Source organism: Streptomyces sp. NPDC007264, assembly GCF_042869095.1.
In the GTDB taxonomy this organism is placed as follows: Bacteria; Actinomycetota; Actinomycetes; order Streptomycetales; family Streptomycetaceae; genus Streptomyces.
The window spans coordinates 1-25,657 of record NZ_JBIAFD010000028.1 but is presented as its reverse complement, the minus strand read 5'-3'; the positions used below and the strand labels follow the sequence as shown (position 1 = coordinate 25,657).

General features: G+C 72.4%; 21 protein-coding genes. 12 read left to right on the top strand and 9 right to left on the bottom strand.

Translation table 11 applies throughout. From position 1 onward, the window contains the following. Positions 1-19: 19 nt before the first annotated feature. Entirely contained in the window at positions 20-616 is a 597-nt protein-coding gene (locus tag ACFYMU_RS31930; RefSeq protein ID WP_388380841.1) for a TetR/AcrR family transcriptional regulator, read from the bottom strand. A gap of 87 nt (positions 617-703) precedes the next feature. On the opposite strand from ACFYMU_RS31930, the gene ACFYMU_RS31925 reads away from it, so the two are divergent. The 4 genes from ACFYMU_RS31925 to ACFYMU_RS31910 all read left to right on the top strand — a co-directional run bounded on the left by ACFYMU_RS31925 (position 704) and on the right by ACFYMU_RS31910 (position 4,044). Next, positions 704-1,576: an NAD(P)H-binding protein gene (locus tag ACFYMU_RS31925; protein ID WP_388380838.1), complete on the top strand. Its 873-nt coding sequence runs from the start codon at positions 704-706 to the stop codon at positions 1,574-1,576. A 773-nt stretch (positions 1,577-2,349) separates the two neighbouring features. After that, positions 2,350-2,853 (top strand): helix-turn-helix domain-containing protein, encoded by a 504-nt coding sequence (locus ACFYMU_RS31920; protein WP_388380835.1) that lies wholly within the window; start codon positions 2,350-2,352, stop codon positions 2,851-2,853. A 109-nt stretch (positions 2,854-2,962) separates the two neighbouring features. Next, the gene (locus tag ACFYMU_RS31915) at positions 2,963-3,610 is read left to right on the top strand and encodes a hypothetical protein (protein WP_388380833.1); all 648 of its coding nucleotides are present in this window, start codon (positions 2,963-2,965) and stop codon (positions 3,608-3,610) included. A gap of 98 nt (positions 3,611-3,708) precedes the next feature. Next, positions 3,709-4,044 carry a DUF2516 family protein gene (locus tag ACFYMU_RS31910; RefSeq protein WP_388381002.1) on the top strand — a complete coding sequence of 112 codons (336 nt, stop codon included), beginning with the start codon at positions 3,709-3,711 and terminating at the stop codon, positions 4,042-4,044. A gap of 27 nt (positions 4,045-4,071) precedes the next feature. Here ACFYMU_RS31910 and ACFYMU_RS31905 read toward each other — a convergent pair whose 3' ends face one another. The 3 genes from ACFYMU_RS31905 to ACFYMU_RS31895 all read right to left on the bottom strand — a co-directional run bounded on the left by ACFYMU_RS31905 (position 4,072) and on the right by ACFYMU_RS31895 (position 7,904). After that, positions 4,072-5,352 (bottom strand): PP2C family protein-serine/threonine phosphatase, encoded by a 1,281-nt coding sequence (locus ACFYMU_RS31905; protein ID WP_388380830.1) that lies wholly within the window; start codon positions 5,350-5,352, stop codon positions 4,072-4,074. A gap of 423 nt (positions 5,353-5,775) precedes the next feature. Continuing rightward, positions 5,776-6,858, bottom strand: a complete 1,083-nt coding sequence (locus ACFYMU_RS31900; protein WP_388380828.1) for an NlpC/P60 family protein — start codon at positions 6,856-6,858, stop codon at positions 5,776-5,778. A gap of 227 nt (positions 6,859-7,085) precedes the next feature. Then, positions 7,086-7,904 carry a class I SAM-dependent methyltransferase gene (locus ACFYMU_RS31895; RefSeq protein ID WP_388380825.1) on the bottom strand — a complete coding sequence of 273 codons (819 nt, stop codon included), beginning with the start codon at positions 7,902-7,904 and terminating at the stop codon, positions 7,086-7,088. 468 nt (positions 7,905-8,372) lie between these two features. Here ACFYMU_RS31895 and ACFYMU_RS31890 point away from each other — a divergent pair, with 468 nt between their 5' ends. Then, positions 8,373-10,670 (top strand): peptidoglycan recognition protein, encoded by a 2,298-nt coding sequence (locus ACFYMU_RS31890; protein WP_388381000.1) that lies wholly within the window; start codon positions 8,373-8,375, stop codon positions 10,668-10,670. Positions 10,671-11,151: 481 nt separating this feature from the next. Here ACFYMU_RS31890 and ACFYMU_RS31885 read toward each other — a convergent pair whose 3' ends face one another. From ACFYMU_RS31885 to ACFYMU_RS31875, 3 genes are all read right to left on the bottom strand, one after another. Further along, on the bottom strand, positions 11,152-12,213 hold the full coding sequence (locus ACFYMU_RS31885) for a WD40 repeat domain-containing protein (RefSeq protein ID WP_388380822.1): 1,062 nt from the start codon (positions 12,211-12,213) through the stop codon (positions 11,152-11,154). Then, positions 12,210-13,352 (bottom strand): CobW family GTP-binding protein, encoded by a 1,143-nt coding sequence (locus ACFYMU_RS31880; RefSeq protein ID WP_388380819.1) that lies wholly within the window; start codon positions 13,350-13,352, stop codon positions 12,210-12,212. Before ACFYMU_RS31880 ends, ACFYMU_RS31885 begins: the two co-directional genes overlap by 4 nt. Before the next feature lie 408 nt (positions 13,353-13,760). Beyond that, positions 13,761-15,785 (bottom strand): heavy metal translocating P-type ATPase, encoded by a 2,025-nt coding sequence (locus ACFYMU_RS31875; RefSeq protein WP_388380816.1) that lies wholly within the window; start codon positions 15,783-15,785, stop codon positions 13,761-13,763. Between the two features lie 96 nt (positions 15,786-15,881). Between ACFYMU_RS31875 and ACFYMU_RS31870 the strand changes: the two genes are divergently transcribed. Then, a complete protein-coding gene (locus tag ACFYMU_RS31870) occupies positions 15,882-16,301 on the top strand; it encodes an ArsR/SmtB family transcription factor (protein ID WP_388380813.1) in 420 nt (139 codons plus the stop codon). A gap of 220 nt (positions 16,302-16,521) precedes the next feature. On the opposite strand, the gene ACFYMU_RS31865 is transcribed toward ACFYMU_RS31870, so the two are convergent. Further along, positions 16,522-17,019, bottom strand: coding sequence for a GNAT family N-acetyltransferase (locus ACFYMU_RS31865; RefSeq protein WP_388380811.1), 498 nt, complete (start codon positions 17,017-17,019; stop codon positions 16,522-16,524). Positions 17,020-17,274: 255 nt separating this feature from the next. On the opposite strand from ACFYMU_RS31865, the gene ACFYMU_RS31860 reads away from it, so the two are divergent. Continuing rightward, entirely contained in the window at positions 17,275-18,531 is a 1,257-nt protein-coding gene (locus ACFYMU_RS31860; RefSeq protein ID WP_388380997.1) for an SLC13 family permease, read from the top strand. A 32-nt stretch (positions 18,532-18,563) separates the two neighbouring features. Continuing rightward, complete coding sequence (locus tag ACFYMU_RS31855) at positions 18,564-19,052, top strand: universal stress protein (protein WP_388380808.1); 489 nt, start codon at positions 18,564-18,566, stop codon at positions 19,050-19,052. A 199-nt stretch (positions 19,053-19,251) separates the two neighbouring features. On the opposite strand, the gene ACFYMU_RS31850 is transcribed toward ACFYMU_RS31855, so the two are convergent. Then, positions 19,252-20,784, bottom strand: coding sequence for a helix-turn-helix domain-containing protein (locus ACFYMU_RS31850; RefSeq protein ID WP_388380805.1), 1,533 nt, complete (start codon positions 20,782-20,784; stop codon positions 19,252-19,254). A gap of 492 nt (positions 20,785-21,276) precedes the next feature. Here ACFYMU_RS31850 and ACFYMU_RS31845 point away from each other — a divergent pair, with 492 nt between their 5' ends. From ACFYMU_RS31845 to ACFYMU_RS31830, 4 genes are all read left to right on the top strand, one after another. Continuing rightward, positions 21,277-21,738: a hypothetical protein gene (locus ACFYMU_RS31845; RefSeq protein WP_388380802.1), complete on the top strand. Its 462-nt coding sequence runs from the start codon at positions 21,277-21,279 to the stop codon at positions 21,736-21,738. A gap of 175 nt (positions 21,739-21,913) precedes the next feature. Then, positions 21,914-22,393, top strand: coding sequence for a hypothetical protein (locus ACFYMU_RS31840; RefSeq protein ID WP_388380799.1), 480 nt, complete (start codon positions 21,914-21,916; stop codon positions 22,391-22,393). A 378-nt stretch (positions 22,394-22,771) separates the two neighbouring features. Next, positions 22,772-24,838 (top strand): serine/threonine-protein kinase, encoded by a 2,067-nt coding sequence (locus ACFYMU_RS31835; protein WP_388380796.1) that lies wholly within the window; start codon positions 22,772-22,774, stop codon positions 24,836-24,838. A gap of 226 nt (positions 24,839-25,064) precedes the next feature. Then, a partial coding sequence (locus ACFYMU_RS31830) for a transposase (RefSeq protein ID WP_388380995.1) occupies positions 25,065-25,657 on the top strand: 593 nt, incomplete at its 3' end.

Here is a 25,657-nt window from a genome sequence, read left to right as displayed (position 1 = left end):
CGGCCGGGAGTGTCGTCTGTCACCGCAGTCGGTCGAACGCCTGGTCGGCATCGGCCACGGCCTCGGGGTGGACGTCGTGGGCGCTTCGACCGTCGGCGATCCTCTGCCAGTTGGCCCGGGCGAGCACCCGTTGGACCGCGAGTGCCTGGGCGGCTTGCAGGCGTGCCTGGATACCTTCGCCGAGGGCGTCCGCCAGTGCCTCCTCGTCCTCGAGCTGGTACCGCGTGAGCCGTCCCGCCAGGCTCGGTGTGGTGAACACCAGCCGATGGAACGCCACCACCTCGGGGTGATCGTTGAGGCCGGTGACGGGGTCGTACCGATCGAGGCCGGCCCGGAAGTGCCGATGCAGCGCCGTCACCGGCTTGATGCCGGGCCTGCGGTCACGTACGACGCGTGCCGCCTCGCCCTGGTGGTCCGCGAACCGGTGCAGCACCAGGTCTTCCTTGGTGGGGAAGTACCGGAAGAGGGTCGGCTTGGAGATCTCGGCCGCCGCAGCGATGTCATTGACCGAGACGCGGTCGAAGCCGCGCTCCAGGAACAGCGAGACGGCCGCGTCGCCGATGGCGTCGCGCGTCTGCTCCTTCTTGCGGGCCCGCAGTCCCGTCGGCTCGCCCATCGGACCACTGTAACATTCGTAACCGGGTTGCTTTTTTAACCGAGTAACGTTTCCATGAGCGGCGTGAATCAAAGAGACATTCCTCCCGTGCTCGTGACCGGGGCGACGGGCCGGGTCGGTCGCGTCGTCATCGACGAACTCCTCGACGCGGCCGTGCCGGTCCGCGCCCTCACCCGTCGCTCCGAGGCGGCGGCAACGCTGCCGGCGGCGGTCGAGGTCTTCACCGGCGACCTCACCGTGCCCGAGTCGCTCGACCCGGCATTGAACGGTGCCGGTGCGGTCTTCCTCGTCTGGACCGCCCCGCCCGAGGCCGCCGCGGCAGTGGTCGAGCGGCTGGCGGCCCACGTGCGGCGGGTCGTCTTCCTCTCCTCCCCGCACCGGACGCCGCACCCCTTCTTCCAGCAGCCCAATCCCATGGCGGCGCTGCACGCCGGCCTCGAGCGGCTCCTCGCGGTCGCCGGACTCGAGTCGACGGTCATCCGGCCGGGGATGCTCGCGTCGAACTCACTGGCCTGGTGGGCGCCCGCGATCCGGGCCGGCGAGGCCGTCCGGTGGCCTTACGGCGCTGCCGAGACGGCACCGGTCGACGACCGCGACGTCGCAGCCGTCGCGGCGCGGACGCTCTTTCAGGACGGATACGCCGGAGGCGACTACGTCCTCACGGGGCCCGAATCGCTGACCCAAGCCGCGCAGGTGGACGTCATCGGTGACGCCTTGGGGCGCCGGATCGTATTCGAGGAGATGGCGCCGGAGGAGTTCCGGAGCCTGTCGGAGGGTACGGCGCCCAGCTCGGTCGTCGACATGCTGCTCGCCGCGTGGAGCGCGGCGGTCGGGCAGCCCGCGTACGTCACCACTGCGGTGGCCGACATCCTGGGGAGGGCGCCGCGAACGTTTCGCCGGTGGGCCGCCGACCACGCCATCGCGTTCACGGAGGGTTCGGGGGGTTCGGAGGGTTCGTGACCTCGTCGACCGCGCCCTGCGCCCCCGGCACTGTTCGCAGGTCTCGCCGCCGTCGAGCCGGCCGCGATCGCGGAGGCGGAGGCCCGCGGGCTGCACCGGCTGTATGTCGTCCTGACCCGGGCTGTGTCACGGCTGGACGTGGTGCACATGCGCCCGCTGCCCTGGTGATCCGCCGTGCCCGGAGCCCGTGTTACGGAAAGGCGACCGAGTCATGACCGCGCCCGCACCTGGTCAGGGGCCCGCGCGGTTAGCGTGAGCGGGCCGGTGAGGGCGGAGCTCACGCGAGCCCTCATTCCCCTCCCCCCAGGGCTCGTTCACCCCTCACCGGCGCCTCGACCGCGAACGGCCGGCCGCACTTCCCCTCGGCCGGCCGCCCCGCCCGGGCGGGACCACTCCAGCGGCGGCACCGACTGCTCCCCTGCGTGGGCGAGCTGCGCCTCCGGCTCGGCGGTGGGCCGTTCCACCCCGGGCAGGACGCGGGGTCGGCGTCCTGCGGCGACACGACCCGGCGCGGACCGTCGAGGAGCCGTGAACTCCGCCGGCGTCGAAGGGGCTGGGCGGGGTACGCGAAGCGGCGGCGACGGCGGGCTCGTCGTCCACCGTCGCCGTCGGTCACCCGTCTGCGCGGCGGCGCCTCCCGGCGTTCCGCGTGCCGCCGGTATGGGATGTACGCCGGCGGTGCGGCACCCGGCGGTGCGGCACCCGGCGTGGCGCAGCACACTATTGCAAGCATGTGCTTGCAATAGTTAGCAGTCTTGGGGCACAGTGGAGGCATGGCATCGCTCAACGTCGGCAATCTCGGTGAGTACCTGCGCGAGCAGCGGCGCAACGCCCAGCTGTCGCTCAGGCAGCTCGCCGACGCCGCCGGCGTGTCCAACCCGTATCTGAGCCAGATCGAGCGCGGGCTGCGCAAGCCGAGCGCGGAGGTGCTGCAGCAGGTCGCCAAGGCGCTGCGGATCTCCGCCGAGACGCTGTACGTGCGGGCCGGCATCCTCGACGCCGAGCGGGACCGGGAGGAGTGGCAGCGTGAGGGTGCGACGCGCGCCGCCCTCCTCGCCGACACCACGCTCACCGAGCGGCAGAAGCAGGTGCTGCTCCAGATCTACGAGTCCTTCCGCAAGGAGAACGGCTTCGGGATCGCCCGGGCGGGCACGGCGGACGAGGACGGCCCGGTGGTTCAGGAGGCCCAGGACACGGACGACGCCCAGGACACCGCAGCCCCCGGCCCCCGCACGGCCGACGGCAGCGATGCCGGTCCGCGACGGACCGCCGGGTGACGGGACGACCGAGATGACCGCCACAACCGGGATCGACGGGACGACCGCCAGGCGCCCCGCGGACCACCCGAAACCCTCAGCCGAAAGCCGAACCGGGAGGACCATCGCCATGGCCATCACCGACGATCTGCGCAAGACCCTCAGCGACCCGACCCCGCTCTACTTCGCCGCCGGCACCGCCGACCTGGCCATCAAGCAGGCCAAGAAGGTGCCCGGCCTCGTCGAGCAGCTGCGCGCCGAGGCACCGGCCCGCATCGAGGCCGTGCGCAACACCGACCCCAAGGCCGTGCAGGAGAAGGCGGCCGAGCGCGCCAAGAGGGCCACCGCCCGCGCCAAGGAGACCCAGGAGAGCATCCAGTCGAAGGTCAACGAGTTCTTCGGCTCGCTGGACGCGGACTTCAAGAAGCTCGGCAGCACCCTCGACGCCGACCTGAAGAAGCTGGGCGAGACCGCCCAGGACCTGGCCCTGCGCGGCGTCGGCGTGGCCGCCGAGTACGCGGTCAAGGCCCGTGAGACCTACGAGAAGGTCGCCGAGCACGGCGAGCAGGCCGTGAAGACCTGGCGCGGCGAGGCGGCCGAGGAGATCGAGGAGCTCGCCGTCGCCGTCGAGGGCAGGCCGGAGCCCGTCGAGGTCAAGGACGAGCGGAAGCCGGCCGAGGCCGGGGCCGAGCCCGCCGCGGCGAAGAAGACCCCGCCGAAGAAGGCTCCCGCGGCCCGCAAGCCGGTGGCGAAGAAGACCACGCCGCCGGCGAAGTAGGAACCCCGGGGACGGGCCGGGCACCCTTGGGGGTGTCCGGCCCGTTCTTACGGGTACGGTGGCGGCGTAGGAGTGAGCGGGAACGGGCGGTGGACACCATGCTGATGCTGGGCTTCGCAGGGTTCTTGGGGCTGTTGAAGATCGTCCTGATGGCCCTGGCGGCGTTCGGGCTGTTCGACGCCGCGTTCCGGCGGGAGGACGCCTTCCGCGCCGCCGACAAGCAGAACAAGGTGTTCTGGCTGCTCATCCTGGGGCTCGCCCTCGTGGTGAGCTACCTCTTCTCGCTCCTCTCGTTCCTGCCGATCATCGGCGTCATCGCGAGCATCGTCTACATCGTGGACGTACGGCCCGCGCTGAAGCAGGTCTCCGGCGGCGGCCGCCGCGGCGGAAGCAGCAGTGACGGTCCGTACGGCCCCTACAACGGCGGACGGTAGCCGAGCGGGCGGTGCGGCGGCGCGAGGCTACGGCGCGCGGTCGAGCAGGACGACCGCCACGTCGTCGGTCAGCTCTCCACCGTTGAGGTCGCGGACCTCGCCGACCGTCGTGCGCAGCAGCTCCTCGCCGTTCAGGCCCTCGGCCAGCCGACGACGGACCAGTGCCACCAGGCCGTCCTGGCCGAGGCGTTCGCGACCCTGGCCGACGCGGCCCTCGATCAGGCCGTCGGTGTAGAGCATCAGGCTCCAGGACGGGCCCAGTTCGACCTGCGTGCGCGGCCAGCGGGCGTGCGTCAGCAGTCCCAGCGCGGGGCCGTTGCCGTCGTACGGCAGCAACTCGGCCGGCCGGTCCCGGCGGGCGATCAGCGGGGGCGGATGACCGGCCAGGCACAGTCCCGCGCGACGGCCGTCCGGCGCGATGTCCACCGTGCACAGCGTCGCGAAGATCTCGTCGTTCTCACGCTCGTGCTCCAGGACCTGCTGGAGCGTGGAGAGCAGCTGGTCGCCGCACAGGCCCGCCAGGGTCAGGGCGCGCCAGGCGATGCGCAGTTCCACGCCCAGCGCCGCCTCGTCCGGGCCGTGCCCGCAGACGTCGCCGATCATCGCGTGCACCGTGCCGTCCGGGGTGCGCACCGTGTCGTAGAAGTCGCCGCCGAGCAGCGCGCGGGAGCGTCCGGGGCGGTAGCGGGCGGCGAAGCGCAGCGAGGACCCCTCCAGCAGCGGGGTGGGCAGCAGCCCACGCTCCAGCCGGGCGTTCTCCTGGGCCCGCAGTTTGGACTCGGTCAGCCGGCGCTCGGCCGTGTCGGAACGTTTCCGCTCGACCGCGTACCGGATCGCCCGGCTCAGCAGCCGTCCGTCCAGCTCGTCGCGGAACAGGTAGTCCTGGGCCCCGACGCGCACCGCCTCCGCGCCGCGCTCGGCGTCACCGGACGTGGTGAGCGCGAGCACCGCGTGGCGGGGTGCGAGGTGGAGCACGTGCCGCAGCACGGCCAGCTCGTCGTTCTCCCCGGCGGCGCGGCCGGGGGCGGGCAGCGCGAGGTCCAGCAGGATGCACTGGACGTCGTCGGTGAGCAGCCGCTCGGCCTCGGTGAGGTTGCGCGCGGTGCGCAGCCGGATGGGGCGGCCCGCCGCGTCCAGCATCTCGGGCACGATCGGCGAACCGGCCGGGTCGTCCTCGATCACCAGCAGGGTGAGTGTGCCGGCCTGGGGCTTGGTACGGACAGGCCCCTGTCCGGCCGGCGTCCCGGACGCGGCTCGAGCCTGACCACTCTCCACGGCCGCTCTCTGCCGCGGTACGGGTACGGGCATCGTCTTGGGTTCCTTCCCTCCCCCCGAGGGCGCGGTGGGTGAGGGACCTCGACCCACCGACGGGGACCTTAGCGGTAGCCGAGGCCGCAACGGAATGCCCGACCGGATGGCGTTGGGCAACCGGCCACAGGCATATGCCGCATCCCCTACCTCACTTGGACACCGTGCGTCCCGCCGGGGAATGACGAATGTCACGCCGGCGGGGAATCGCCCCAGGGAGTCACGTGCGCCGGGGCACGTGGGCGAGGTCACAGGGGTGCGGTGGGTGCTGTGGGCCGGATCACGGTGATGCTGTGGGCCGGACCACGGTCATGCCGGCTTCGGCCGGCCGGCCCGGGTGGCGCCCGGCGACGTCCCGGGCGACGTGACAGGGCGGCGCCCTTCGGGCTCGCAGGCGGGGACGCCGGCGGGTCCGCGTCCCTCTCACGCGTCGGGACGCACGACCCCCAGGATCGGCATCGAGCCCGCACCGGCGATCGTCACCGTGCGTCCCGGACGCGGGGCGTGGACGATGGCGCCGTCGCCGATGTACATCGCCACATGGCTGGCGTCGCCGAAGTAGATGATCAGGTCGCCGGGGCGCATGTCCTTGATGTCGACGTGGCGGAGCTGTTTCCACTGCTCCTGCGAGGTCCGCGGAATGGCGGTGCCGGCCGCCGCCCACGCCTGGGACGTCAGTCCCGAGCAGTCGTACGATGCCGGGCCCTCGGCGCCCCACACGTACGGTTTGCCGATCTGGTCGGCCGCGAACTTCACGGCCTTCTGGCCCTGTGCCGACGTCTTGCCGCGGTTCTCCTTGAGCACGCCGGAGTCGAGCCAGGCGGTCTGCGCCTTGTACGCGGCCTCGTCCTCCAGCTTCCGCAGCCGCTCGAGCTCCTGCTTCTTCAGCCGGGACTCCAGCTTCTCCGCCGCGGCGATCTGCTTCTCGATCTTCTTCTTGGCCTCTTCCTTCGCCTTGCGGTTGGCCTCGAGCCGCGTCCACTGCTCGGAGGCGTCGCGCGCGTACTGCTGCAAGTCCTCCTGGGTGCGCGTCATCTCGGCGAGCAGCCCCTTGGTGGCGCGCTCGCCCTGGCGGACGGTGCCCGCGTCGTCGAGGAACTCCTGCGGGTTGTTGCTCAGCCAGAGCTGGACCTCGGGCGGCAGGCCACCGCCGCGGTACTGCGCCCGGGCCGCGGCGCCCGCGCGGTCCTTCAACTCGGCGAGCCTCTCCTGGCCCTTGACGATCTCCTGGGCCAGCCGGACGATCTCCGCCGACTGCTTCTCGGTCTTCTCCTGGGCCGCGTTGTACACATCGGTCGCGACCGCGGCGTCGTGGTACAGATCGTCCAGCTTCTTGCGGACCGCCTCGAGGTCCTTGCCGGGCGCCGGGGTCGTGCCGCCGGACGGGACGGGCGTCGGGTCCGGCCGGCCGGGGCTCGCGTACGCGGCGCCGGGCGCGGCCAGCACGGTGACTGCACAGACCACGGCGATCGCCGCCAGGGTCATGGTCCGCTTCCCGGATCTCATACTTCGCCCCCAAACCTGATTTACCGTCAGTAACTTACAGTCGTCACGGGATCGTGCCACGCCGGCGCGCAAAGCGACAGAGGCAGGACTCGGCCGCGCGGAAAACTCCCTCTCCTGTCGCACCCCGTACGACGATCTCCCTCCCCAGCCGGGCGCCCCGTCAGGGCGATCTTCCGCGAATGTGACGAACGACTCAGGGAGATCGTTCCCCGCAGGTCGGCGGGGGTTCAGCGACGAGGCGACAACGCCCGCCAGGCCACGGTGACTTCCCCCTGGCGCCAGCGTGCCGGGCCGTCGGTCACCGGCCAGTCCGCCGCGAGGTCGCGGACGGTGCGTACCCAGCGCTGGCGCGCGCCGTACGCGGCGAAGGGCGCGGCAGCGGCCCAGGCGCGGTCGAAGTCGCGCAGAAAGGCGTGGACGGGCTCGCCCGGGACGTTGCGGTGTATGAGCGCCTTCGGCAGCCGCTCGGCCAGGTCGGACGGCCGCCCCAGGGAGCCGAGCCGGGTGGCGAAGGTGACCGTGCGCGGGCCCTCGGGGCCCAGGGCGACCCACACATGACGGCGGCCGATCTCGTCGCACGTGCCCTCGACCAGCAGCCCGCCGCGCGATCCGGTCACCGGGTCGGCGGGGGCGAGCCGGGCGCACAGCCGCTCCCAGACGGCGGTGACCTCGCCCTCCTCGTACTGCCGCAGGACATTCGCGGCGCGTATGAGGGAGGGGCGGCCCGGCACGGGCACCTCGAAACCACCGTGCCGGAACAGCAGGCCCTCGCGGGTGTACGGCTGCGCGGCCGCGACCCGGGCGGGCTCTATCTCGACGCCCACCACGCGGGTGCGGGGCGCGGTGGACCGCAGCCGGTGCAGCAGCTCGACCGCGGTCCACGGCGCGGCGCCGTAACCGAGGTCGACGGCCACCGGGTCCGCCGTACGGCGGAGCTCCGCGCCGTGGACCGCGCTGATCCAGCGGTCCATCCGGCGCAGCCGGTTCGGGTTGGTGGTCCCGCGCGTCACCGTACCCACGGGGCGGGACGGAGCGCGGGTTGGCATGGATACGAGAGTAAGCGGCCTCGGAACGGAAGGGGCCGGCCTGTGGACGACGGGCAACCTGTGGACGACGGGCAGTCCGTGGCCGCCGGGCGGCCGGTGAGCGACGGTCCGGCGTCCGGGCGACGGTGCCCCGGCGCCCGGCCGAGGGACGGTGCGGCCCTCAACACCGCGCGGTGAGTGCCCGATCGACGCGTCGACGCCGTTCCGGGTCGCCCGGGCCCGGCGCCGCTTCGAAGCAGGTGTGCCGGGCCGCCCGGAATGCTCCCGCTTCCCGTCCTTTCGTCTGTGATCCGTGTCACCGTCCTCCGCGGCGGCGGTGATGTCCACCGGCCCGCGCGCGCTGGGGAGATGGGCCGCCCTGTGACGGGTGTGCCGCACGTGACTTTCTTCGGTGGCCTTTCCCGGCCTTCTAGTGGGGTGGAAAACGTCGTGAGTCGTCGTACGTCGCATGCGTACAGACCGCTGAGCCTGAAAAGGCGGGCATGGCTGACACTCGGTGCGGTGGTGCTCGGAGGCGGAGGAGTGGTGACCTACGCCGTCGCCAACCCCTCCGGCGACCCGGGCGCGGCGGGCCGGGCCAAGCGCCCGGTGAAGGTGTACGACCTCGCCCTGCAAGGCGCCTCGGCCGACAAGCGGGAACTGCCGCGCACGGACACCCGGCAGTTCTCCCTGCTCGGCGTCTCCTGGACCGGTGCCGCCAAGCGGCTCGACGGCACGGCGCAGGTGCGTACGCGCAGCGTCGAGACCGGCAAGTGGAGCGCCTGGCACGACCTCGGCCTGGACGTCGATCCGCTGGAGAAGCCCGATGCGCGCGTGCGCGGCGCGTCGGAGCCGCTGTGGGTCGGCTCCTCCGACGGCGTCCAGGTGCAGGTCGTCCGCAAGAACGGCACCACCGGCTCGCTGCCCAGGGGGCTCGAGGTCAACCTGGTCGACCCCGGCGTGGTGACCGCCGCCGAGGCCAAGGCCACCGCCGCTCCCGGCGAACCGGCCGGCTTCGTCGCCGCGGCGAGCACCGACGGTGCGAGCGCCGCGCCCACCGACTCCGCCGCGCCCACCGACAGCACCGGCGCCACGCCGACCGACACGGCGCCGGCCCCGACCGACACCACGTCGCCCGCGCCGACCGACACGACGACTCCGGCCCCGACGGACACCACATCGCCGACCCCGACCGACCCGGGATCCGCCTCTCCCTCGACGAGCCCGACCCCCACCGTGCCGCCCGCGCCGCCGTCCACCGCCCCCGAACCGCCGATCACCTCGCGCGCCGACTGGGGCGCGGACGAGTCGATCAGCCCCGAAGCGCCCGAGTACAACGCGGACGTGAAGGCCGTCTTCGTCCACCACACCGACGGCGCCAACGACTACTCCTGCGCCGACTCGGCGTCCGTCGTGCGGGGCATCTACGCGTATCACGTGCAGGTCAGCGGCTGGAAGGACATCGGCTACAACTTCCTCGTCGACAAGTGCGGCACCCTCTTCGAGGGCCGCAAGGGCGGTGTCGACCTGCCCGTGCTCGGCGCCCACACCTACGGCTGGAACCGGGAGTCCGCGGGCATCGCGGTGCTCGGTGACTACACCTCGACCAGCGCCTCCGACGCCGCGCTGACCTCGATCGCCCGCCTGGCGGCCTGGAAGCTCGGCCAGTACGGCGCCGACCCGGCCGGCACCACCCAGCTCACCGCGGGTGCCACCCAGACGAACTACTTCGGCACCACCTTCACCGCGGGCAGCACGTACACCTTCCAACGGATCTCCGGCCACCGAAACGGCTACAACACCCAGTGCCCCGGCAGCTCCCTCTACGCCCAGCTGCCGACCGTCCGCGCCTGGGCGTCCGGGCCGGTCCAGGGGCTGAAGGTCGCCTCGGTCGGTGGGGCGGGCCTTTCGGGCTCGACGTACTACACCAAGGGCGCCATCACCGTGAAGTGGACGTCCACCACGCCGTCCTCGCTCATCTCGAGCCACCAGCTCCTCGTCGACGGCCAGACGGCCGCCACCGTCACCGCCACCGCCTCCGGCACCGCCACCTCCGCCGGCACCACGCTGGCGCCGGGCAGCCACACCGTCGCCGTGCGGGCCGTGCACCAGTCCGGCAAGACGGCGACCAGCGCCGCCGTGAACGTCGTCGCGGAGACGACCGCGCCGACCTTCACCACCACACCGAAGCTCTCCCTGCGCACCGGCACCGTCAACACCAGCGCCGTCCCGGTCACCCTCGGCTGGAAGGCCACCGACAACGCCGCCCTGCGCTACGTGAAGCTGCTGACCCCGACCACGGCCACCTTCGGCCCGACCACCACCAGCTCCGGTCGCACCGCCGCCTCCGGCACCGCCACCACCTGGTCGATGCGCGCCTACGACTACGCCGGCAACTACAGCACGTCCTCCCCCGCGTACACGCCCGTGATCCTCCAGGAGAGCGCCGCCGCCAAGTACGGCAGCTGGACCACCCGTTCCTCCACCAGCTACCTCGGCGGCCAGTCCTACTCCAGCGGCTCCAAGGGTGCGAGCCTCACCTGGACCTTCACCGGCCGCTCGGCGGCGTGGGTGGTCTCCCGCGCCTCCAGCTCCGGCCAGGCGTACGTCTACGTCGACGGCACCAAGGTCGCCACGGTCGACCTGCAGTCCTCGACCACCCTGTACCGGCAGGCGATCTGGACCAGGACCTGGTCCGGCAGCGCGAAGCACACCGTGAAGATCGTCGTGGTCGGTACCACCGGCCGTCCCACCGTCACCACCGACGGCCTCGTCTACATCAAGTGACCCCGGTCCCCCTGACCCCGGCCCCCTGACCCCGGCCCCACGCCGCCTTCCGGCGACCGACCGGCCCCCTGCCCGCGCGGACGATCCGTGGGCAGGGGGCCGGTCCTGTGTGTGGGGGAGAGGCGGCATGGGGGAACGGCCCGCACCCAGCGCGACAGGTCGTCGATGCAGTCGTCGTCCGTCGCGAAGCCCACCCGGACGGCGCGCCCGCCGGCCCGGCGCCCCGCGGTCGACGGCCGGACGACGATGACGTCGGGCTGGTCGCAGGGGCCCAGACAGCCGGACGTACGGACCCGGAAGCCATGGCGCGCCGCCTCGGGCGCGCAGCCGGTCCGGTCGCCGGGCGTGGTCGGTGCCGGCGGAGGTTTCCTCGGCCGGGTGAAGCCGGGACCGGGGGAGCTCGCGCGGGTTGCCGCAGCAGCAGCCCCGGCACACGACGAGGGTGCAGGGCCGGGGAGCGGCCGCCCCGATCACGGCCCGTTCACAGCGAGGTCCGGGACGGCACGCCGTACGTCCGTGTCCGGCCGTCCCGCCGTGCGACGACCAGCAGGTGCGGGCCCGCCCAGGCCAGCGCCGTGACCGCCTCGCCGGTGCCCTCCTGCTCGCGCACCGGCCGCAGGCGCCCCTGCGGCCGTCCGGCCGTGGCGTGCCACAGGGCTACGGTCCCGTCGTCACCGCCGCTGACCAGGTGCCCGGCGGCACCCGGTCGCCAGGCGAGCGCCGTGACCGTCTCGTGGCAGCGCAGCGAACGCGGTGCCCTGCCCTCGGGGCCCTGGCCGGAGAAATCCCACACGGTCACATCGGGCGCGCCGTCGGCGGCCAGCCAGAAGCCGGTGTCGTCGAAGGCCAGGCGGGACACCTTCTCCGGGTAGCCGGACATGGTCAGTTCGCTGCCGTCACGGGTCCGCCAGATGTGGATGGAGGCGTCCTGGTTGCCACTGCAGATCCACTGTCCGGTGGGTGCGACGGCGAGCGCGAGGTGCGAACCCAGGTACGGATAGGTGGCGACCGGCTTCTCGGTGTGCCGTTCGTGGCAGCGCACGGCGCCGTACGCCGCCACGGCCAGACGTCGGCCCCGGCGCATCCAGGCGAGGTCCGTGACGGTGGACGCGGCGGGCTCCGTACGCCACAACTCGTGCCCCTCGGCGTCCAGTACGAGCGCGCGACGACCCGAGGCGACCGCGACCTTCCCCCGGCCCTGCCCCTGCTCGGCCGCGGAGACCCCCATGCCGTCGGCCCAGACGGCGGCGGCCGACCAGGCGCCGGACTCCCGCACCGTCGTCCGTCCGTCGGAGCGGCGCCACAGTGCGTACCCCAGGGGGCCGGTCGCCACCAGGTGCCCGGCATCCGGGGAGAGCGCGATGCTGAGCGCGCCCCCGGGAAGAGCGAACGACCCGGTCTCGGCGCCCGTCGCCGCGTCGAGGACCTTCACGGTTCCCTCGGCCCCGGCGAGGGCGACCAGACCGGCGCGTGCACTGAGCGCGACGGGCGCGTCGTCGACGACAGTCTCCCAGGCGAGAGGGGACTCCACCGTCGTACTCACGCGGCCGCTCCCGCCGTGGCCAGGCAGTCGGCGAAGCCGCGTTCGAGGGCCTCGCGGTCGAGGTGGCGGCCGATGAACACCAGCTTGCTGGTGCGGGGTTCGTCCTCGCGCCAGTCACGCGCGAAGGTGCCGTCGATCAGCATGTGCACGCCCTGGAAGACGTACTGCTTGGGCGCTCCGGCGATGGCGAGGATGCCCTTGGACCGGAACAGGTCGACGCCCTTGGTGCGCAGCAGGGTGCCGAGCCAGTCGTTGAGCCGGTCCTCGTCGAGTTCGCCGTCCAGTTCGATGCCGACGGAGGTGACGGTGGTGTCGTGCTGATGCTCGGTCTCGGTGAGGAAGGAGGGATCGTCGGCGAGCACCCGCTCCAGGTCGAACGCGCCCACGTCCAGGACCTGGTGGAGATCGACCGCGGCGTGCCGGGCGCGCAGGATCTGGACCAAGGCGTTGATCGACCGCACACGCGCCTCGACCTCGGCGATCGTCTCCTCGCCGGTCAGGTCGGTCTTGTTGAGCACGACCCGGTCGGCGAAGGCGATCTGCTCGACGGCCTCGTTCTCCACGCCCTCCGGCTTGATCTCGTCCAGGTGCTGGAGCGCGTGGGCGGCGTCGACGAGGGTGACGATGGCGTCCAGCCGCAGCTGGGCGGCGATCTCGTCGTCCATGAAGAACGTCTGGGCGACCGGCGCCGGATCGGCGAGCCCGGTGGTCTCGATGAGGATGTGGTCGAACTTCTCGCGCCGGCGCATCAAGGCGCCGAGGATGCGGATGAGATCGCCGCGCACGGTGCAGCAGATGCAGCCGTTGTTCATCTCGAAGATCTCTTCCTCGGCGTCCAGAACGAGCGCGTCGTCGATGCCGACCTCGCCGAACTCGTTCTCGATGACGGCGATCCTCAGGCCGTGGTTCTCCGTGAGGATGCGATTGAGCAGGGTGGTCTTGCCCGAGCCGAGGAAGCCGGTCAGGACGGTGACGGGGACCCGCTCGTCGCGTGCGTCGTGTGCTTCGGGGGCGGTCAAGTCGTCCTCCTGGTCGTGGTGTTCGGGGGTGAGCAGGCCGGCTCGCAGGTCGTCCTCGGTGATCTCGTCGGCGGGGCGGTGCAGGGGCCGGCGGCGGGTCTCGCCGTCCGCAGGCAGCACGGGCGGCGACCGTCTCCAGCGGCGGGCAGCCCGGCTGGTACGGGCGAGCCGACGGACCATGACCGCCGTGTCGTCGTCGAGACCGGGCAGAGCGCGCGCAGGCGGCTCGTGCGGAGGCGGCGCCCTCCGCACCTTAGATGAAAATGAAATCCATGTCCATATAGGTGGCGGGTCATGTGCCACCAGGCCGGAGCAAGGGGGCCTTGGTCCGGCTGCATCCCCCACGGCGGAGGCGCCGTCGGAGCGGCCGGACGCCCACGGCCCCGCCGCAGCGGTGCGGGTGCGGCGGGGACCGTGGGCGCAACGGGTCAGCGGGGGCCCTCCGTGCGGGCGGAGCGGGGCACTGCGCGCGGGCGGTCAGCGGGGCTTTGTGGACGGGCGGTCGGCGGCGGCTCTCCGCGCGGGCGGTCAGCGGCGGCTCTCCGTGTGGGCCCGGGTCCAGGCCGCCTCGCGCAGCAGCCGCAGGCCGTTGAGGCCGACGATGACGGTCGAGCCCTCGTGGCCGAGGACGCCGAGCGGCAGCGGCAGGGTGCCGGCCAGGTCCCAGACCACCAGGCCGGAGATGAACACCGCGGCGACGACCAGGTTCTGCGCCACCAGGCGGCGGGCCCGGCGGGAGAGGGCCACCACGGCGGGGACCGTGGCCAGTTCGTCGCGGACGATCACCACGTCGGCGGCCTCCAGCGCCAGATCGGAGCCTGCCCGGCCCATCGCGATGCCGACGTGGGCGGCGGCCAGGGCGGGAGCGTCGTTGACTCCGTCGCCGACGGCCAGCACCCTGTGGCCCGCCCGCTCCAGCTCCCTGACCGCGGCCACCTTGTCCTGCGGGAGCAGTCCGGCGCGGACGTCGGTGATGCCGACCTCGGCCGCCAGGCGGGCGGCGGCGCGGGGACGGTCACCGGTGACCAGCATCGGTGCGGGACCGGTGAGCCCGGCGAGGGAGGCGACGGTGGCGGCGGCGTCCGGCCGCAGCCGGTCGGCGATGCCCAGGACTCCGGCCGGTGCGCCGTCGGCCAGCACCAGGACCACGGTGCGCCCGCCGTCCTCGAGTTCGGCGGTGACGGCGGCGGGTGCGTCCTCGGCGCCGGACAGCAGCCGGGCGGGAGCGCCGACCGCGATCTTGCGGCCGTCCACGGTGGCGGTGACTCCGGCGCCCGGGGTGGAGGTGAAGTCCTCCGCGACCGGCAGCGCGAGACCGCGCGCCCGGGCGGCCTCCACGACGGCGCGGGCCAGCGGATGCTCGCTGCGGTGTTCGGCCGCCGCCGCGAGGATCAGCAACTCCTCCTCGTCCATGCCGGAGTCGGGCAACGGCCGGACGTCGGTGACGTGCGGGGTGCCCTCCGTGAGCGTGCCGGTCTTGTCCAGGGCGACCGAGTCCACCTGGCCCAGGCGTTCCATCACCACGGCGGACTTCACCAGCACGCCGTGCCGGCCGGCGTTGGCGATGGCCGACAGCAGCGGCGGCATGGTCGCCAGCACCACCGCGCACGGCGAGGCCACGATCATGAAGGTCATGGCCCGCAGCAGCGACCCGGTCAGTGCGGCGCCGAACGCGAGTGGCACCGCGAACACGGCGAGGGTCGACGCCACCATGCCGATGGAGTAGCGCTGTTCGACCTTCTCGATGAACAACTGGGTCGGAGCCTTGGTCCCGGAGGCCTCCTCGACCATCCGCACGATGCGGGCGATCACCGAGTCGGAGGCGTCCCGCCCGACCTCGACGCGCAGTGCGCCCGTGCCGTTGAGGGTGCCGGCGAACACCTCGTCGCCCGGCTCCTTCACGACGGGCAGCGGTTCGCCGGTGATGGTGGCCTGGTCGACCTCGCTGGTCCCGTCCAGTACCCGGCCGTCGGCGCCGATCCGCTCGCCGGGCCGCACCAGGACGATGTCGCCGACGACGAGGTCGGCGGTGGGCACGGTCTCCTCGGTGCCCTCGGTGCCCTCGGTGCCCCCGGCGCGCAGCCGGGTCGCGGTGGCGGGCGCCAGGTCGAGCAGGCTGCGCACCGAGTCGGCGGTGCGCGCGGCGGCCAGCGCCTCCAGGGCGCCGGAGGTGGCGAAGATGACGATCAGCAGTGCGCCGTCGCCCGCCTGGCCGACGGCCGCCGCACCCAGTGCCGCCGCGATCATCAGCAGGTCGACGTCGAGGCTCTTCTCACGCAGTGCCTCCAGTCCGGCGAGCGCGGGCTCCCAGCCGCCGGCGGCGTAGGCGAGCCCGTAGAGCGTGCCCCAGCTCCAGAGAGGCGCGCCGGCCGACTGCAGCGGAAGCGCGAGCAGGAACAGCAGCGTGGCCGCTGCGGCCCAACGGGCCTCCGGCAGCGCGAAGACCCGGGTCCGCCGCCCGAGGGCGGCGCCCGGGCGCGTGGGCGCGGCGGGCGCGGGCGCGATGGGCGTCGGCGCGGCGGGTGCGGGCCGCTCGGTCAGGGGGGACGGCATGACGAAGAACCCTTCGGGAGGGCTGAACGGATCGACCCGCCCACCATACAGGTACATATGAAGAGGTCTTCAAGTATCGCTTGTATGATGGCCGTCATGGGCCATGGAGCAGCTCCCCCCGACAACCCCGTCCCGCGCACCCGCCTGGACGCGGACAGCGCCGCCCGGGTGGCCACCACCCTCCAGGCTCTGGCCACCCCCTCCCGGTTGCTGATCCTGTCGCGCCTGCGCGAAGGCCCGTGCCCCGCCACCGAACTCGCCGCCGAGGCGGGCATGGAGCAGTCCGCCTGCTCCCACCAGCTGCGCCTGCTGCGCAACCTCGGCCTGGTCGTCGGCCGCCGCCAGGGCCGCTCGGTGATCTACGCCCTCTACGACGACCACGTCGCCGAACTCCTCGACCAGGCCGTCTACCACATCGAGCACCTGCGCCTCGGGCTCAGCGACGCCGCGAACGCGGACCGCGCGGACGAGACCACGGACCGTACGGAGGACGCCGCACTCGGCGTGAGCCGCTGACCGTACGTACGCAGGACGCCACGTTCGGCGTCAGCCGCCGATCGAGGGCGCGGCAGGCCCTTTCGGTGGCGGACCCCGCCGTCGCGCGCGCGATCGCATCTTCACCGAACGGGCCGCGCGGACCGCCGTCGCGAACCGGTTCGAACGACAACAGCCCTGGTCGCGGCCCCGGGGCTGTTGCGGAGCGGGTGACGAGGCACGGCCTCGGGCCCCGCAGGCGTCACGCGGCGCGCGGCAGCGCGAGCCAGTCCTGCCAGGTGATGTCGCGGCCCAGACAACGGGGCTGCTTGAAAGGCCAGTCGGCGGCGATCCACTGCGGCACCAGCGCGTCGAGCGCGCGTTCCGCCTCCCCGCCGACGAGGTCGTCCACCACCCACCAGGAGATCTCCGCGTCGGAGCCGACGCGTTCCGGCGGGTCGACGTAGACGCAGCCGAGGACCGCCGACTCCTCCTCGTCCAGCAGCGCGTAGTTGAACGACTGGTGCGCGGCTATCTCCTTCTCGTGCCGCAGCAGGTCGATGCGGTCCTCTTCATAGGTCATCGTTTCCTTGGGCCAGCCCCAGGCCGGGCCGAAGATCGCCCACAGGCGCTCGCGGGAGCCCATCACGGCGGGGTAGTCGATAGCGGTGTCCGCCTCCCGGATCGGCCGCAGGTGCAGCGCGGTGCCGGGCACGGGCACATGGACGGGGTGGACGAAGTCGTCGGGCAGCCAGCTCATGAGGGGTGAGGCTACAACCGGTAGGCCCGGGTGGATCCAGGCGGCGCGCGCACCACGGCGGACGACCACCGGGCTTCGCCAGGACCGCCCGCGCCGGCCGGCCGCCCTCCGCATCGCAACAACCTTCCGCTGCAGACCGACAGATGACGTCGGCCGCCGGACACGGCACACCCGAGTACCGACCGGCGGTGAGCCGCGAGGAGCCGACTGGTTCGATGGGACGGCTTCGTCGCCGCTGCCCGGAAGGATCCTGCCCTGAACGCCTCGCTCGCGGAGGTCTTGTCCGTCGCCCTGCTCGTGCTGGTGCTGGCGTGCGCCGTGGTGCGCCCGTTCGGCTGGCCGGAGGCGGTGGTCGCGGTACCGGCCGCCGCGCTGGTGATCGCCACCGGGGCGGTGTCGCTGGGTGCCGCGTGGGCCGAGGCGGAGCGGCTGGGCCCGGTGATCGGGTTCCTGGCGGCGGTGTTGGTGCTGGCCCAGTTGTGCGACGACGAGGGATTGTTCCACGCCTGCGGGGCCTGGATGGCCCGCGCCGGCGCGGGACGGCCGCGCAGGCTGCTGGCACAGGTCTTCGTGGTCGCGTCGGTGATCACGGCGGTGCTGAGCCTCGACGCCACCGTGGTACTGCTCACCCCGGTGGTGTTCGCCACCGCCGCCCGCCTCGGCGCCCGGCCCAAGCCCCACGTGTACGCCTGCACCCACCTCTCGAACACGGCCTCGCTGCTGCTGCCGGTGTCCAACCTGACGAACCTGCTGGCGTTCGCGGCCAGCGGGCTGAGCTTCACCCGCTTCGCCGCGCTGATGGCCCTGCCGTGGCTGGTCGCGGTCGGCGTCGAGTACGTCGCCTTCCGTCGTTTCTTCGCCACCGACCTGGACGCCGGGGCGCGGGCCCCGCTCACCGCCGAGCCGCCGCAGCTGCCGGTGTTCGCCCTCGTGGTGGTGGTCTGCACGCTGGCCGGGTTCGTGGTGACCTCGGCGGTCGGGGTGAACCCGGTGTGGGCGGCGTGCGCCGGTGCGCTGGTGCTGGCCACCCGGGCGCTGGCCCAGCGACGTACCACGGCGTCCGCCGTCGTGCGGGCAGCCGCCGTTCCCTTCCTCGCCTTCGTCCTCGCCCTCGGGATCGTGGTGCGCGCGGTGGTCGACAACGGGCTCGCCGACGCCCTCGGCCACGTGGTCCCCGACGGCAGCGGTCTGCCCGCCCTGCTCGGCATCGCCGCGCTGGCCGCCGTACTGGCGAACCTGATCAACAACCTGCCCGCGGTCCTGGTCCTGCTGCCGCTCACCGCCCATGCCGGTCCCGCCCCGGTCCTGGCCGTGCTGCTCGGCGTCAACATCGGCCCCAACCTCACCTATGCCGGGTCCCTGGCGACGCTGCTGTGGCGGCGTATCGTGCGTGAGCACGACACCGACGTGCAGCTGGGCGAGTTCACCCGGCTCGGCCTGTACACGGTGCCCGCCGCCCTCGCCTGCTCGGTGGCGGCGCTGTGGGCGTCCCTGCATCTGATCGGAACCTGACCACGACGGAGCCGGAGTCGGAGGGTGAGCGGATGGCCGTCATCGTCTGGATCGTCGAAGGCACCTGGCCCGCCTGTGTGGACGCCGCCCGCACCCATGCGCCCGAGGGCGCCGGGATCGTCCTGCTGCACGTGACCGGCCACGAGATCCCGGGCGCCGCGCACGGCGCCTACGCGGGACTGCTCGGCCGCGGCCATCCCGAACGCGACCCCGGCACCCGCCTGGAGCAACTCGCCTCCGTCTCGGCCGCGCAGCTGCTGCAGCAGGCCGCCGACCGGCTGGGCCGCCGCTGCACCCGGGTCGAACGCACCGGCCGTATCGAACGGGAAGTCGTCGCCGCGGCTGATGGCGCCGACCTGCTCATCCTGGCCCGTGACGGCGACCGCAGCCACCTCGGACCCAAGAGCCTGGGCCCGGCCGGCCGTTTCGTCGTCGACCATGCCCCCTGCCCCGTGCTGCTGGTGTGGCCGGAAACCGCACCCGGCCTCGCCGGCCTCCCGTCCCCACCCTCGCACCGGTAGCCGAAGGGCGCGGCAGGCATCTCCGTGAGTTCTCGAGCCGGTCACGCCGAAAGGCAGCAGCCCGAGGGCCCGCGACGGCAGCGGCAGCGGCCGGATCGCCGCATCCGCGCCGACCGGAGCCGCGCCCGGGCCCGCACGGCCGCCCTGCAGCACCGCCCCCGCCTCTGGCCACCGCTGCTCGACGTCTACGCCGATCACTTCAAGAGCCGACGGGCACCCACTGACGCACACCGTCGCCGTTCGTGCCGTACCAGTAGTGGGGCAGGCCCTTGATGCCGCTGGTACGGAACGGGCGGCCGTGGTCGTCGATGCGAACCGTACCGGTGCGTCCCTGGGAGGACCAGTCGAGTTCCAGGTACCAGGTGCAGTCGTACGCCTCGGTCGTCGCGGTGACCAGCAGCACCTCCGGGTCCTCTGCGGAGACGCGGTAGGGAAACGTCACCGCGGGGACGCGCCTTCCGCTGTCGTCGCCGGGGCGGGCGTGGGCGATCGGGCGGTTGACGTCCAGGTCCACGGCGAAGTTGCGGGGCGGCAGGTCGCTGCCGCAGCCCTGACCCATGGCGTACGCGTTGCCGGTGACCGGGGTGCCGCGGCTGACGACGCGGACCCGGAGGGCCTCCAGGACCACGGCCGTGGACGACTTACCCTGCACCGAGATCTGCACCGAGGTCTGCCGCCCGTGCACCACCCCCTGCGTTGCCGCCCACGCCTCGGCGTCCTGCTCCACCGGCGGCGGCGGCACCTGGGCCGGCTCCTTCCCGATGACGTAGTCGTGCCCGCAACCGCCCTGCCAGACCTGCGAGTCAGCGGTCCAGACAAGCGGCACGCCGGCGTCGCCCTTCGTGCCCGTCGACGGTTCACCCTTCGACTCCGGGTTCCCCGAAGCCCGTTGTCCTGCGGAGGGCGAGGCCGGCGAACGACCGGAGGAGGAGCCGGACGCGGTGGCCGAGGGATGGTGTGACGTGCCGGTTCCTGCCGTACGGGACTGATCGGGGGCCCCGGCGGAGTGGTCGTGGGACCGACCGGCCGACAGCGCCGACAGACTGCCCAGCGTCACCAGCAACACGGTTGCCGCGGCGGCGCCGACGGCGATGCGGCGACGGCGGTACCAGGGCCGTCCGGCCGAGCGGGTCGCGTCCGCCTGGGCCGTCGCCTCGGGACCATCCGGCTCGGGACCATCCGGCTCGGGAGCGCCCGGGCCGGGACCACCGGGGCCGGGACCACCGGGTCCGGGAGCGTCCGGGCCGGGACCACCGGCGCCGGGACCACCCGGGCCGGGACCACCCGGGCCGGGACCACCGGGTCCGGGAGCGCCCGGCCCCACGCCTTGCGCCGTCCGGCTGTCCGGACCCGAAGCCCCCTCGCCCCCTGTCGGTTCCGGCGCCCCCTCGGCCTCTGCCGTCTCCGCTGCCTCCTCGCCTCTTGCCGACCCCGACGTCTCCGCCGCCGCTGCTGCCGTCTCCGCACCCGCCCTCGACTGCTGCCGTGCCGCCACCGCGAGCAGCCACAGGCGGTGCAGTGCGAGGCGCTCCTCCGGCGACGCCCCGCAGAAGGCGGCCAGGCGGTCGACCGCGGCGTAGTCCTGAGGGACCGCCTCGCCGGCGCAGTAGCGGTGCAGCGTGGAGGTGTTCATGTTGAGGCGCCGGGCCAGGGAGCCGTAGCTCCGGGCCGTGCGCTCCTTCAGCCGACGCAGCAGCGCCGCGAACTGCTCGACGTCGTCCCGGGTCGACACCGTTCCCCGCCCTCCCCCGCGTCTCCGTATCCCAGGTGGCTCATATACCTGCACGTCAGATGGGATGGGACGGTTCCACCCCGGCCGGACGGGCGTCCGGCGTTGCGCCGGGCCGCCGTAACGGCTGATGCTCTTGGTGTCGCACCGACCAGGGCCGGACCGACCAGCCGGCGGCGGGCGACACACGACACCCATGCACTCATCCACGGGGGACACCCATGTCCAGACGCACCTGAGCAGGCACCCTCCCGCACTCACCGACACGGGCCCCGCCCTCGGCACGACGCTCGCCACACCGGCGCACCCCGCCGCCGAGGCTCCCGACCTGCTCGCGGCGGCCGATCTCCCGCCGCACCTGGGCTCGTTGCGAACGAGCCCACCGAACCGCATGGCGAGGGCCGTCCTCCCCCACCGGGGTGGGGAGGGCGCCCATCGACCAACCACCGCGCCACTCAGCGTGGTTCACGACCACTCGGAAAACGGAGAACACCCATGAACACCAAGACGCGTACGGTTCTGACGGCCGGCGTCCTCGCCGTCGCTCTCGGACTCGGCGCCGCCGCCCAGGCCTCCGCCGGCGCCTCGCGCAGCGTCAGCGGCATGCCGTCCGACGACATCACGCGCATCGCCGACTTCTACGGCACCTACATCGACGCGGTGGTCGACGAGGACCGCGGCAACCTCGGACAGGCCCTGCGCAGCCACTACCTCACCCCCGCCTTCCAGGAGGAACTGGCGTCCTGGGAGGACCGGGAGCACGCCGACGGCGTCCTGGAGGCCCAGAACGTCCCGGTCGCGTGGAAGGTCACCGGCAGCGGCTCCGCCGGCACCTACACGGAGGCCGTCGTCACCCTCACCTGGGGCGGCGGCACCACAACCAAGCTGGTCGTCGACATGAGCCGAGACAGTCACAAGATCTTCCACATCGGCGAGAAGGGCGTGGGACGCAAGTAGCCACTCCGGTCGCAGCCGCAGTGTGAGGACCTGGAACGGTCGCAGCACGAAGGGCGAGTTGCCTTCCTGCTGCGGCCGTTCCGGCAGGTCCGCCACCGCGTCCCGGCCCGCCGGGAACCCGGACGTGCGGGACCCGTTCTGGCGCGGTCGTGTCGTCTCGGACAAGCTGCGGCCCATGGACTGGATGCCGCTGCTCTCGACGCTGACCGGTGCTGTGATCGGCATCGCCGCCACGCTGATCGCTGATCGCAATCGATGGCGGCGCGAGGAAGCCCGGCATGCCTTGGAAGCGCGACGCGAGGTGTACACCGAGTACGTCTCCGCGCTCAAAGCTGCGGGTGAGGAGATACGGGCCGTTGCGTTGGGCGACCACCTGTCCGAGTCGGCGCGGGATGCGGCGGTGCGGGAAGCTTTTCGCCGCACCGGGCTGTATACGGCGAGTGAACGCCTCTGGCTCATGGGCGCACCGCACGTGGTGGCCGCCGGCAATGAGGCGTTCCACAGCTTGCGCCGGCTCCGCGATGCCTATGCCCGGGGGCTGTCCGTCGGTTCCGATGACGACGCGCCCCTGATCGCACAGCGGCGCGCGGCCATGGCCAGGATGCGCCGCCTCATGCGGGAGGATCTGGGCGTGGGACCGCTTGATTTCGAATGAGGGTCGAACCGAATGGTTCCGCTCCTCCCGCCGGATCGCTACGGTCGGGGTCGGGCGATCCACCTGCCACCGCCGTTGGCGGTGTTCCGTCCCGGGCGGTCCTCACATGGGGCTCTCAGCCTGGGAAGCTCGGGTCTTCTTGTGGCAGTTGCTCCACCGACCTGCGGTGGTCCGGCGTTGGAGCCCTGGTTGTGCCCGTGGCAGGCGTTAGGCCCTCACCGTTGGCGAGTCTTATGACGATCAGGTGACTTTTTCCGGATCGAGGCAACCTCACAGTTCCTTCACCTGTCACGCAGGCGCTTCACTACCGAGGAAGGTCGGTGTTGAGAACGGCTCAACCGCCCCACCACACATGGCACATCAAGGAACGGACTGTCTGTGAGCGTTGCCGGCTCCGGCGGACGGGTGCAGCCTGCCCGACCCGGTGATCCTTCCCGCGTCGGTCCGTACCGGATCATCGGCCGTCTCGGTTCCGGCGGCATGGGCGTCGTCCACGCCGGCCTCACGACGGACGGGCTTCGGGTCGCGGTCAAAGTGATCCATCCCGCGCAGGCGGAGGACCCGGAGTTCCGGGCGCGGTTCCGCCGGGAAGTGCAACTCTCCGCCCGCGTACAGGGTCCGTGCCTCGTGCCGCTCCTCGCCGCGGACGCCGAAGCCGCGGAGCCGTGGTTGGCAACGGCCTACGCCCCCGGCCCCACCCTCAACCAGCATCTGTCCGACCGCGGTCCGCTCGCCGACGGCACCCTGTACGCCTTCGCGACCGGTACCGCTCAAGCCTTGGCCGCCATCCACCAGGCCGGCGTCGTCCACCGCGACGTGAAGCCGCAGAACGTCATCCTCACTCCCGCCGGGCCCCGCGTGCTGGACTTCGGGATCGCCCGCGCCTCCGACGGCACCAGCGTCACGCGCACCGGCATCATGACCGGCACCCCGGGCTGGATCAGTCCGGAGTACTACCGCTCCAGTACGGCCGGGCCCGAGGGCGACATGTTCGCCTGGGGCGCACTCGTCGCCTACGCCGCCACCGGTCGCCTTCCGTTCGGTACCGGCGCGCCGGACGCGGTCGCCTTCCGCGTCATGTCGGGAGACCCGGACCTCGTGGGGGTCCCCGAGCAGCTGCGGGAGATTCTGGAAAGAGCCCTCGCGAAGGACCCGTCCGAGCGGATGACCGCGCTCGAGGCGGCGGAGGAGTGCTCGAGGCTCCTGGCCTCACAGGCCACCCGGGTCCTCGGCGGCGACGGAGGACTGGAGCCCACCCTGGTGGGCGGACTGATCACGACCGAGTGGCACATGCCCACGCTGGACGACCAGACTTGGCATGCGCCGTCCTCGTCCACCCGCCGACGCACCATCGCGACTGTCCTCGTCGCCGCAGCCGTGGCCGGGGGTATCGCCGGCGCCGCCCTTGCTTTCCCCACCAACGGTGACAGCGATGCCCTGGGTGACACCAGCGTGGCCCAGAGCCCCACGGGCCGCTCCACCGTACGCACGGAAACGCGCGCGCACGCCCCCGTCCCGACCACCCGGGCCGGCGGGGCGGGTGACGCGAGTGAATCGTCGGCCGATCCGCGCAGTGCCGTCGTCCCCTCAGATCCGCTGGCGGGGGTGCCCGACCCGGCGTTCACGCGTGCCGGCGATGTGGCCGAACCGATGGCCGAGGAGTGGAGGGCGAGCACCGTCGCGAGCACCTCGGAGGAGAAGGACGTCGAGAAGGCGATCCGGGACCGGATGGCGGCCATGCTCGCCACCAAGGACATGGACTTCATGACGCCCACGGTCACGTTCAACAAGCGGGCGCAAACCGTGATGGTGACCGGCGGTCCGATCTCCCAGATTCCCGAGGACCACCAGGAGGTGTTCCGCCGGGCCGGGGACATGGCCGCCTGTACCGCCCTCGCATACCGGCTCATGGACCATCCCACCACCTGGTCCTACGGGCGCTTCGTCATCTCCTGGAAGAACTTCGACGGCGACCTCGAACCGAGCGTCCTCGGCTTCGGCGAGGCCACCGACGGGTGCTACAACGTGATCGCCGGGCAGTGGCAAGGCGATGAGTTCGGCATCGCGACCGCCGGGATACCGAGCAGCGACAAGGCCGAGATCCGCGTCGCCGACGCCACCGACAAGGCCATCACCGCCGCCTGGGATGCCAGGATCGCCGAGGGGCAGGGCCTGGAGCCCTTTGCCGCGAGCGACGCGATCGACCTCGGTTTCGACCCGGTCGAAAGGGCCGCATACGTGTGGGCCCGGGACACCGACGGAGCACTCATCGGCCGAGCCCAACGGGCCGACTTCCAAGACGCCGTCTCCACGACCCTCTGCCGGAAGCTGACAGCCGAATACAACAGCAACCAGAACTGGAATTACACCCGCTGGTCTGTTGCCGTCTATGAGGGAAACAGCCGTGTACCCGAACTGATCGGCTCGGGCGAGTGCACCCGTTGAACCGACCTCAAGGGCTTCGGCGACCGCGCCGACGGTGAAGAAACCTGGCTGGATCGCTCCCTCGCTCTCCAGAGGTGCGAGCGCCCTGACGTTGCTCTACTGCACGGCACTGACGCCGCACACCATGGCAACGAGAGGGTCTGTACGGTGAGCGGTGTAACTCCCGAGCTGGAAGCGACAGTTGCTGACTGACGTGACGAGTGACACCGAGGCCGGGAAGGCCCCTGTGAGTGGGACGAGCGCCGTGGATGACGGGCTGGTCGCCGAGTTGGTTGCCCGGGCTCAGGCCGGTGGCGTGAAGCTCACCGGGGAGGGTGGCCTCCTGCAGCAGCTGACCAAGCGGGTGCTGGAGTCCGCCCTGGAGGGCGAACTCACTGATCATCTGGGGCACCAGCCTGGCGAGCGGGCCGAGGGCGGTCGGGACAACTACCGCAACGGGCACCGGTCCAAGACCGTGATCACCGAGTCGGGGCCGGTCGAGATCGCGGTGCCGCGGGATAGGACCGGGTCCTTCGAGCCCCAGCTGGTCAAGAAACGGCAGCGGCGTCTGGGCGGGGTGGACGAGATGGTCCTGTCGCTGTCGGCGAAAGGGCTGACGCACGGGGAGATCTCCGCGCATCTCGCCGAGGTGTATGGCACGGAAATCTCCAAGTCCACGATCTCCACGATCACCGACAGCGTGATGGCCGGCATGACGGAATGGCAGAACCGCCCGCTGGACAGCGGGCGGTTTCCAGCAGTGGTCGCGAATCAGCTGATCAATGGGCCTGCGAGGCATTCTCTCATGGCCTCGGCGGGGGTCTTGTCGCCGAGGACGAG

Bases quoted from the DNA above. Each gene is read 5' to 3' on its own strand.
- ACFYMU_RS31930 (WP_388380841.1), bottom strand. From the start codon at position 616: ATGGGCGAGCCGACGGGACTGCGGGCCCGCAAGAAGGAGCAGACGCGC.
- ACFYMU_RS31920 (WP_388380835.1), top strand. From the start codon at position 2,350: ATGGCATCGCTCAACGTCGGCAATCTCGGTGAGTACCTGCGCGAGCAG.
- ACFYMU_RS31915 (WP_388380833.1), top strand. From the start codon at position 2,963: ATGGCCATCACCGACGATCTGCGCAAGACCCTCAGCGACCCGACCCCG.
- ACFYMU_RS31910 (WP_388381002.1), top strand. From the start codon at position 3,709: ATGCTGATGCTGGGCTTCGCAGGGTTCTTGGGGCTGTTGAAGATCGTC.
- ACFYMU_RS31905 (WP_388380830.1), bottom strand. From the start codon at position 5,352: ATGCCCGTACCCGTACCGCGGCAGAGAGCGGCCGTGGAGAGTGGTCAG.
- ACFYMU_RS31900 (WP_388380828.1), bottom strand. From the start codon at position 6,858: ATGAGATCCGGGAAGCGGACCATGACCCTGGCGGCGATCGCCGTGGTC.
- ACFYMU_RS31895 (WP_388380825.1), bottom strand. From the start codon at position 7,904: ATGCCAACCCGCGCTCCGTCCCGCCCCGTGGGTACGGTGACGCGCGGG.
- ACFYMU_RS31875 (WP_388380816.1), bottom strand. From the start codon at position 15,785: ATGCCGTCCCCCCTGACCGAGCGGCCCGCACCCGCCGCGCCGACGCCC.
- ACFYMU_RS31870 (WP_388380813.1), top strand. From the start codon at position 15,882: ATGGGCCATGGAGCAGCTCCCCCCGACAACCCCGTCCCGCGCACCCGC.
- ACFYMU_RS31865 (WP_388380811.1), bottom strand. From the start codon at position 17,019: ATGAGCTGGCTGCCCGACGACTTCGTCCACCCCGTCCATGTGCCCGTG.
- ACFYMU_RS31855 (WP_388380808.1), top strand. From the start codon at position 18,564: ATGGCCGTCATCGTCTGGATCGTCGAAGGCACCTGGCCCGCCTGTGTG.
- ACFYMU_RS31845 (WP_388380802.1), top strand. From the start codon at position 21,277: ATGAACACCAAGACGCGTACGGTTCTGACGGCCGGCGTCCTCGCCGTC.
- ACFYMU_RS31840 (WP_388380799.1), top strand. From the start codon at position 21,914: ATGGACTGGATGCCGCTGCTCTCGACGCTGACCGGTGCTGTGATCGGC.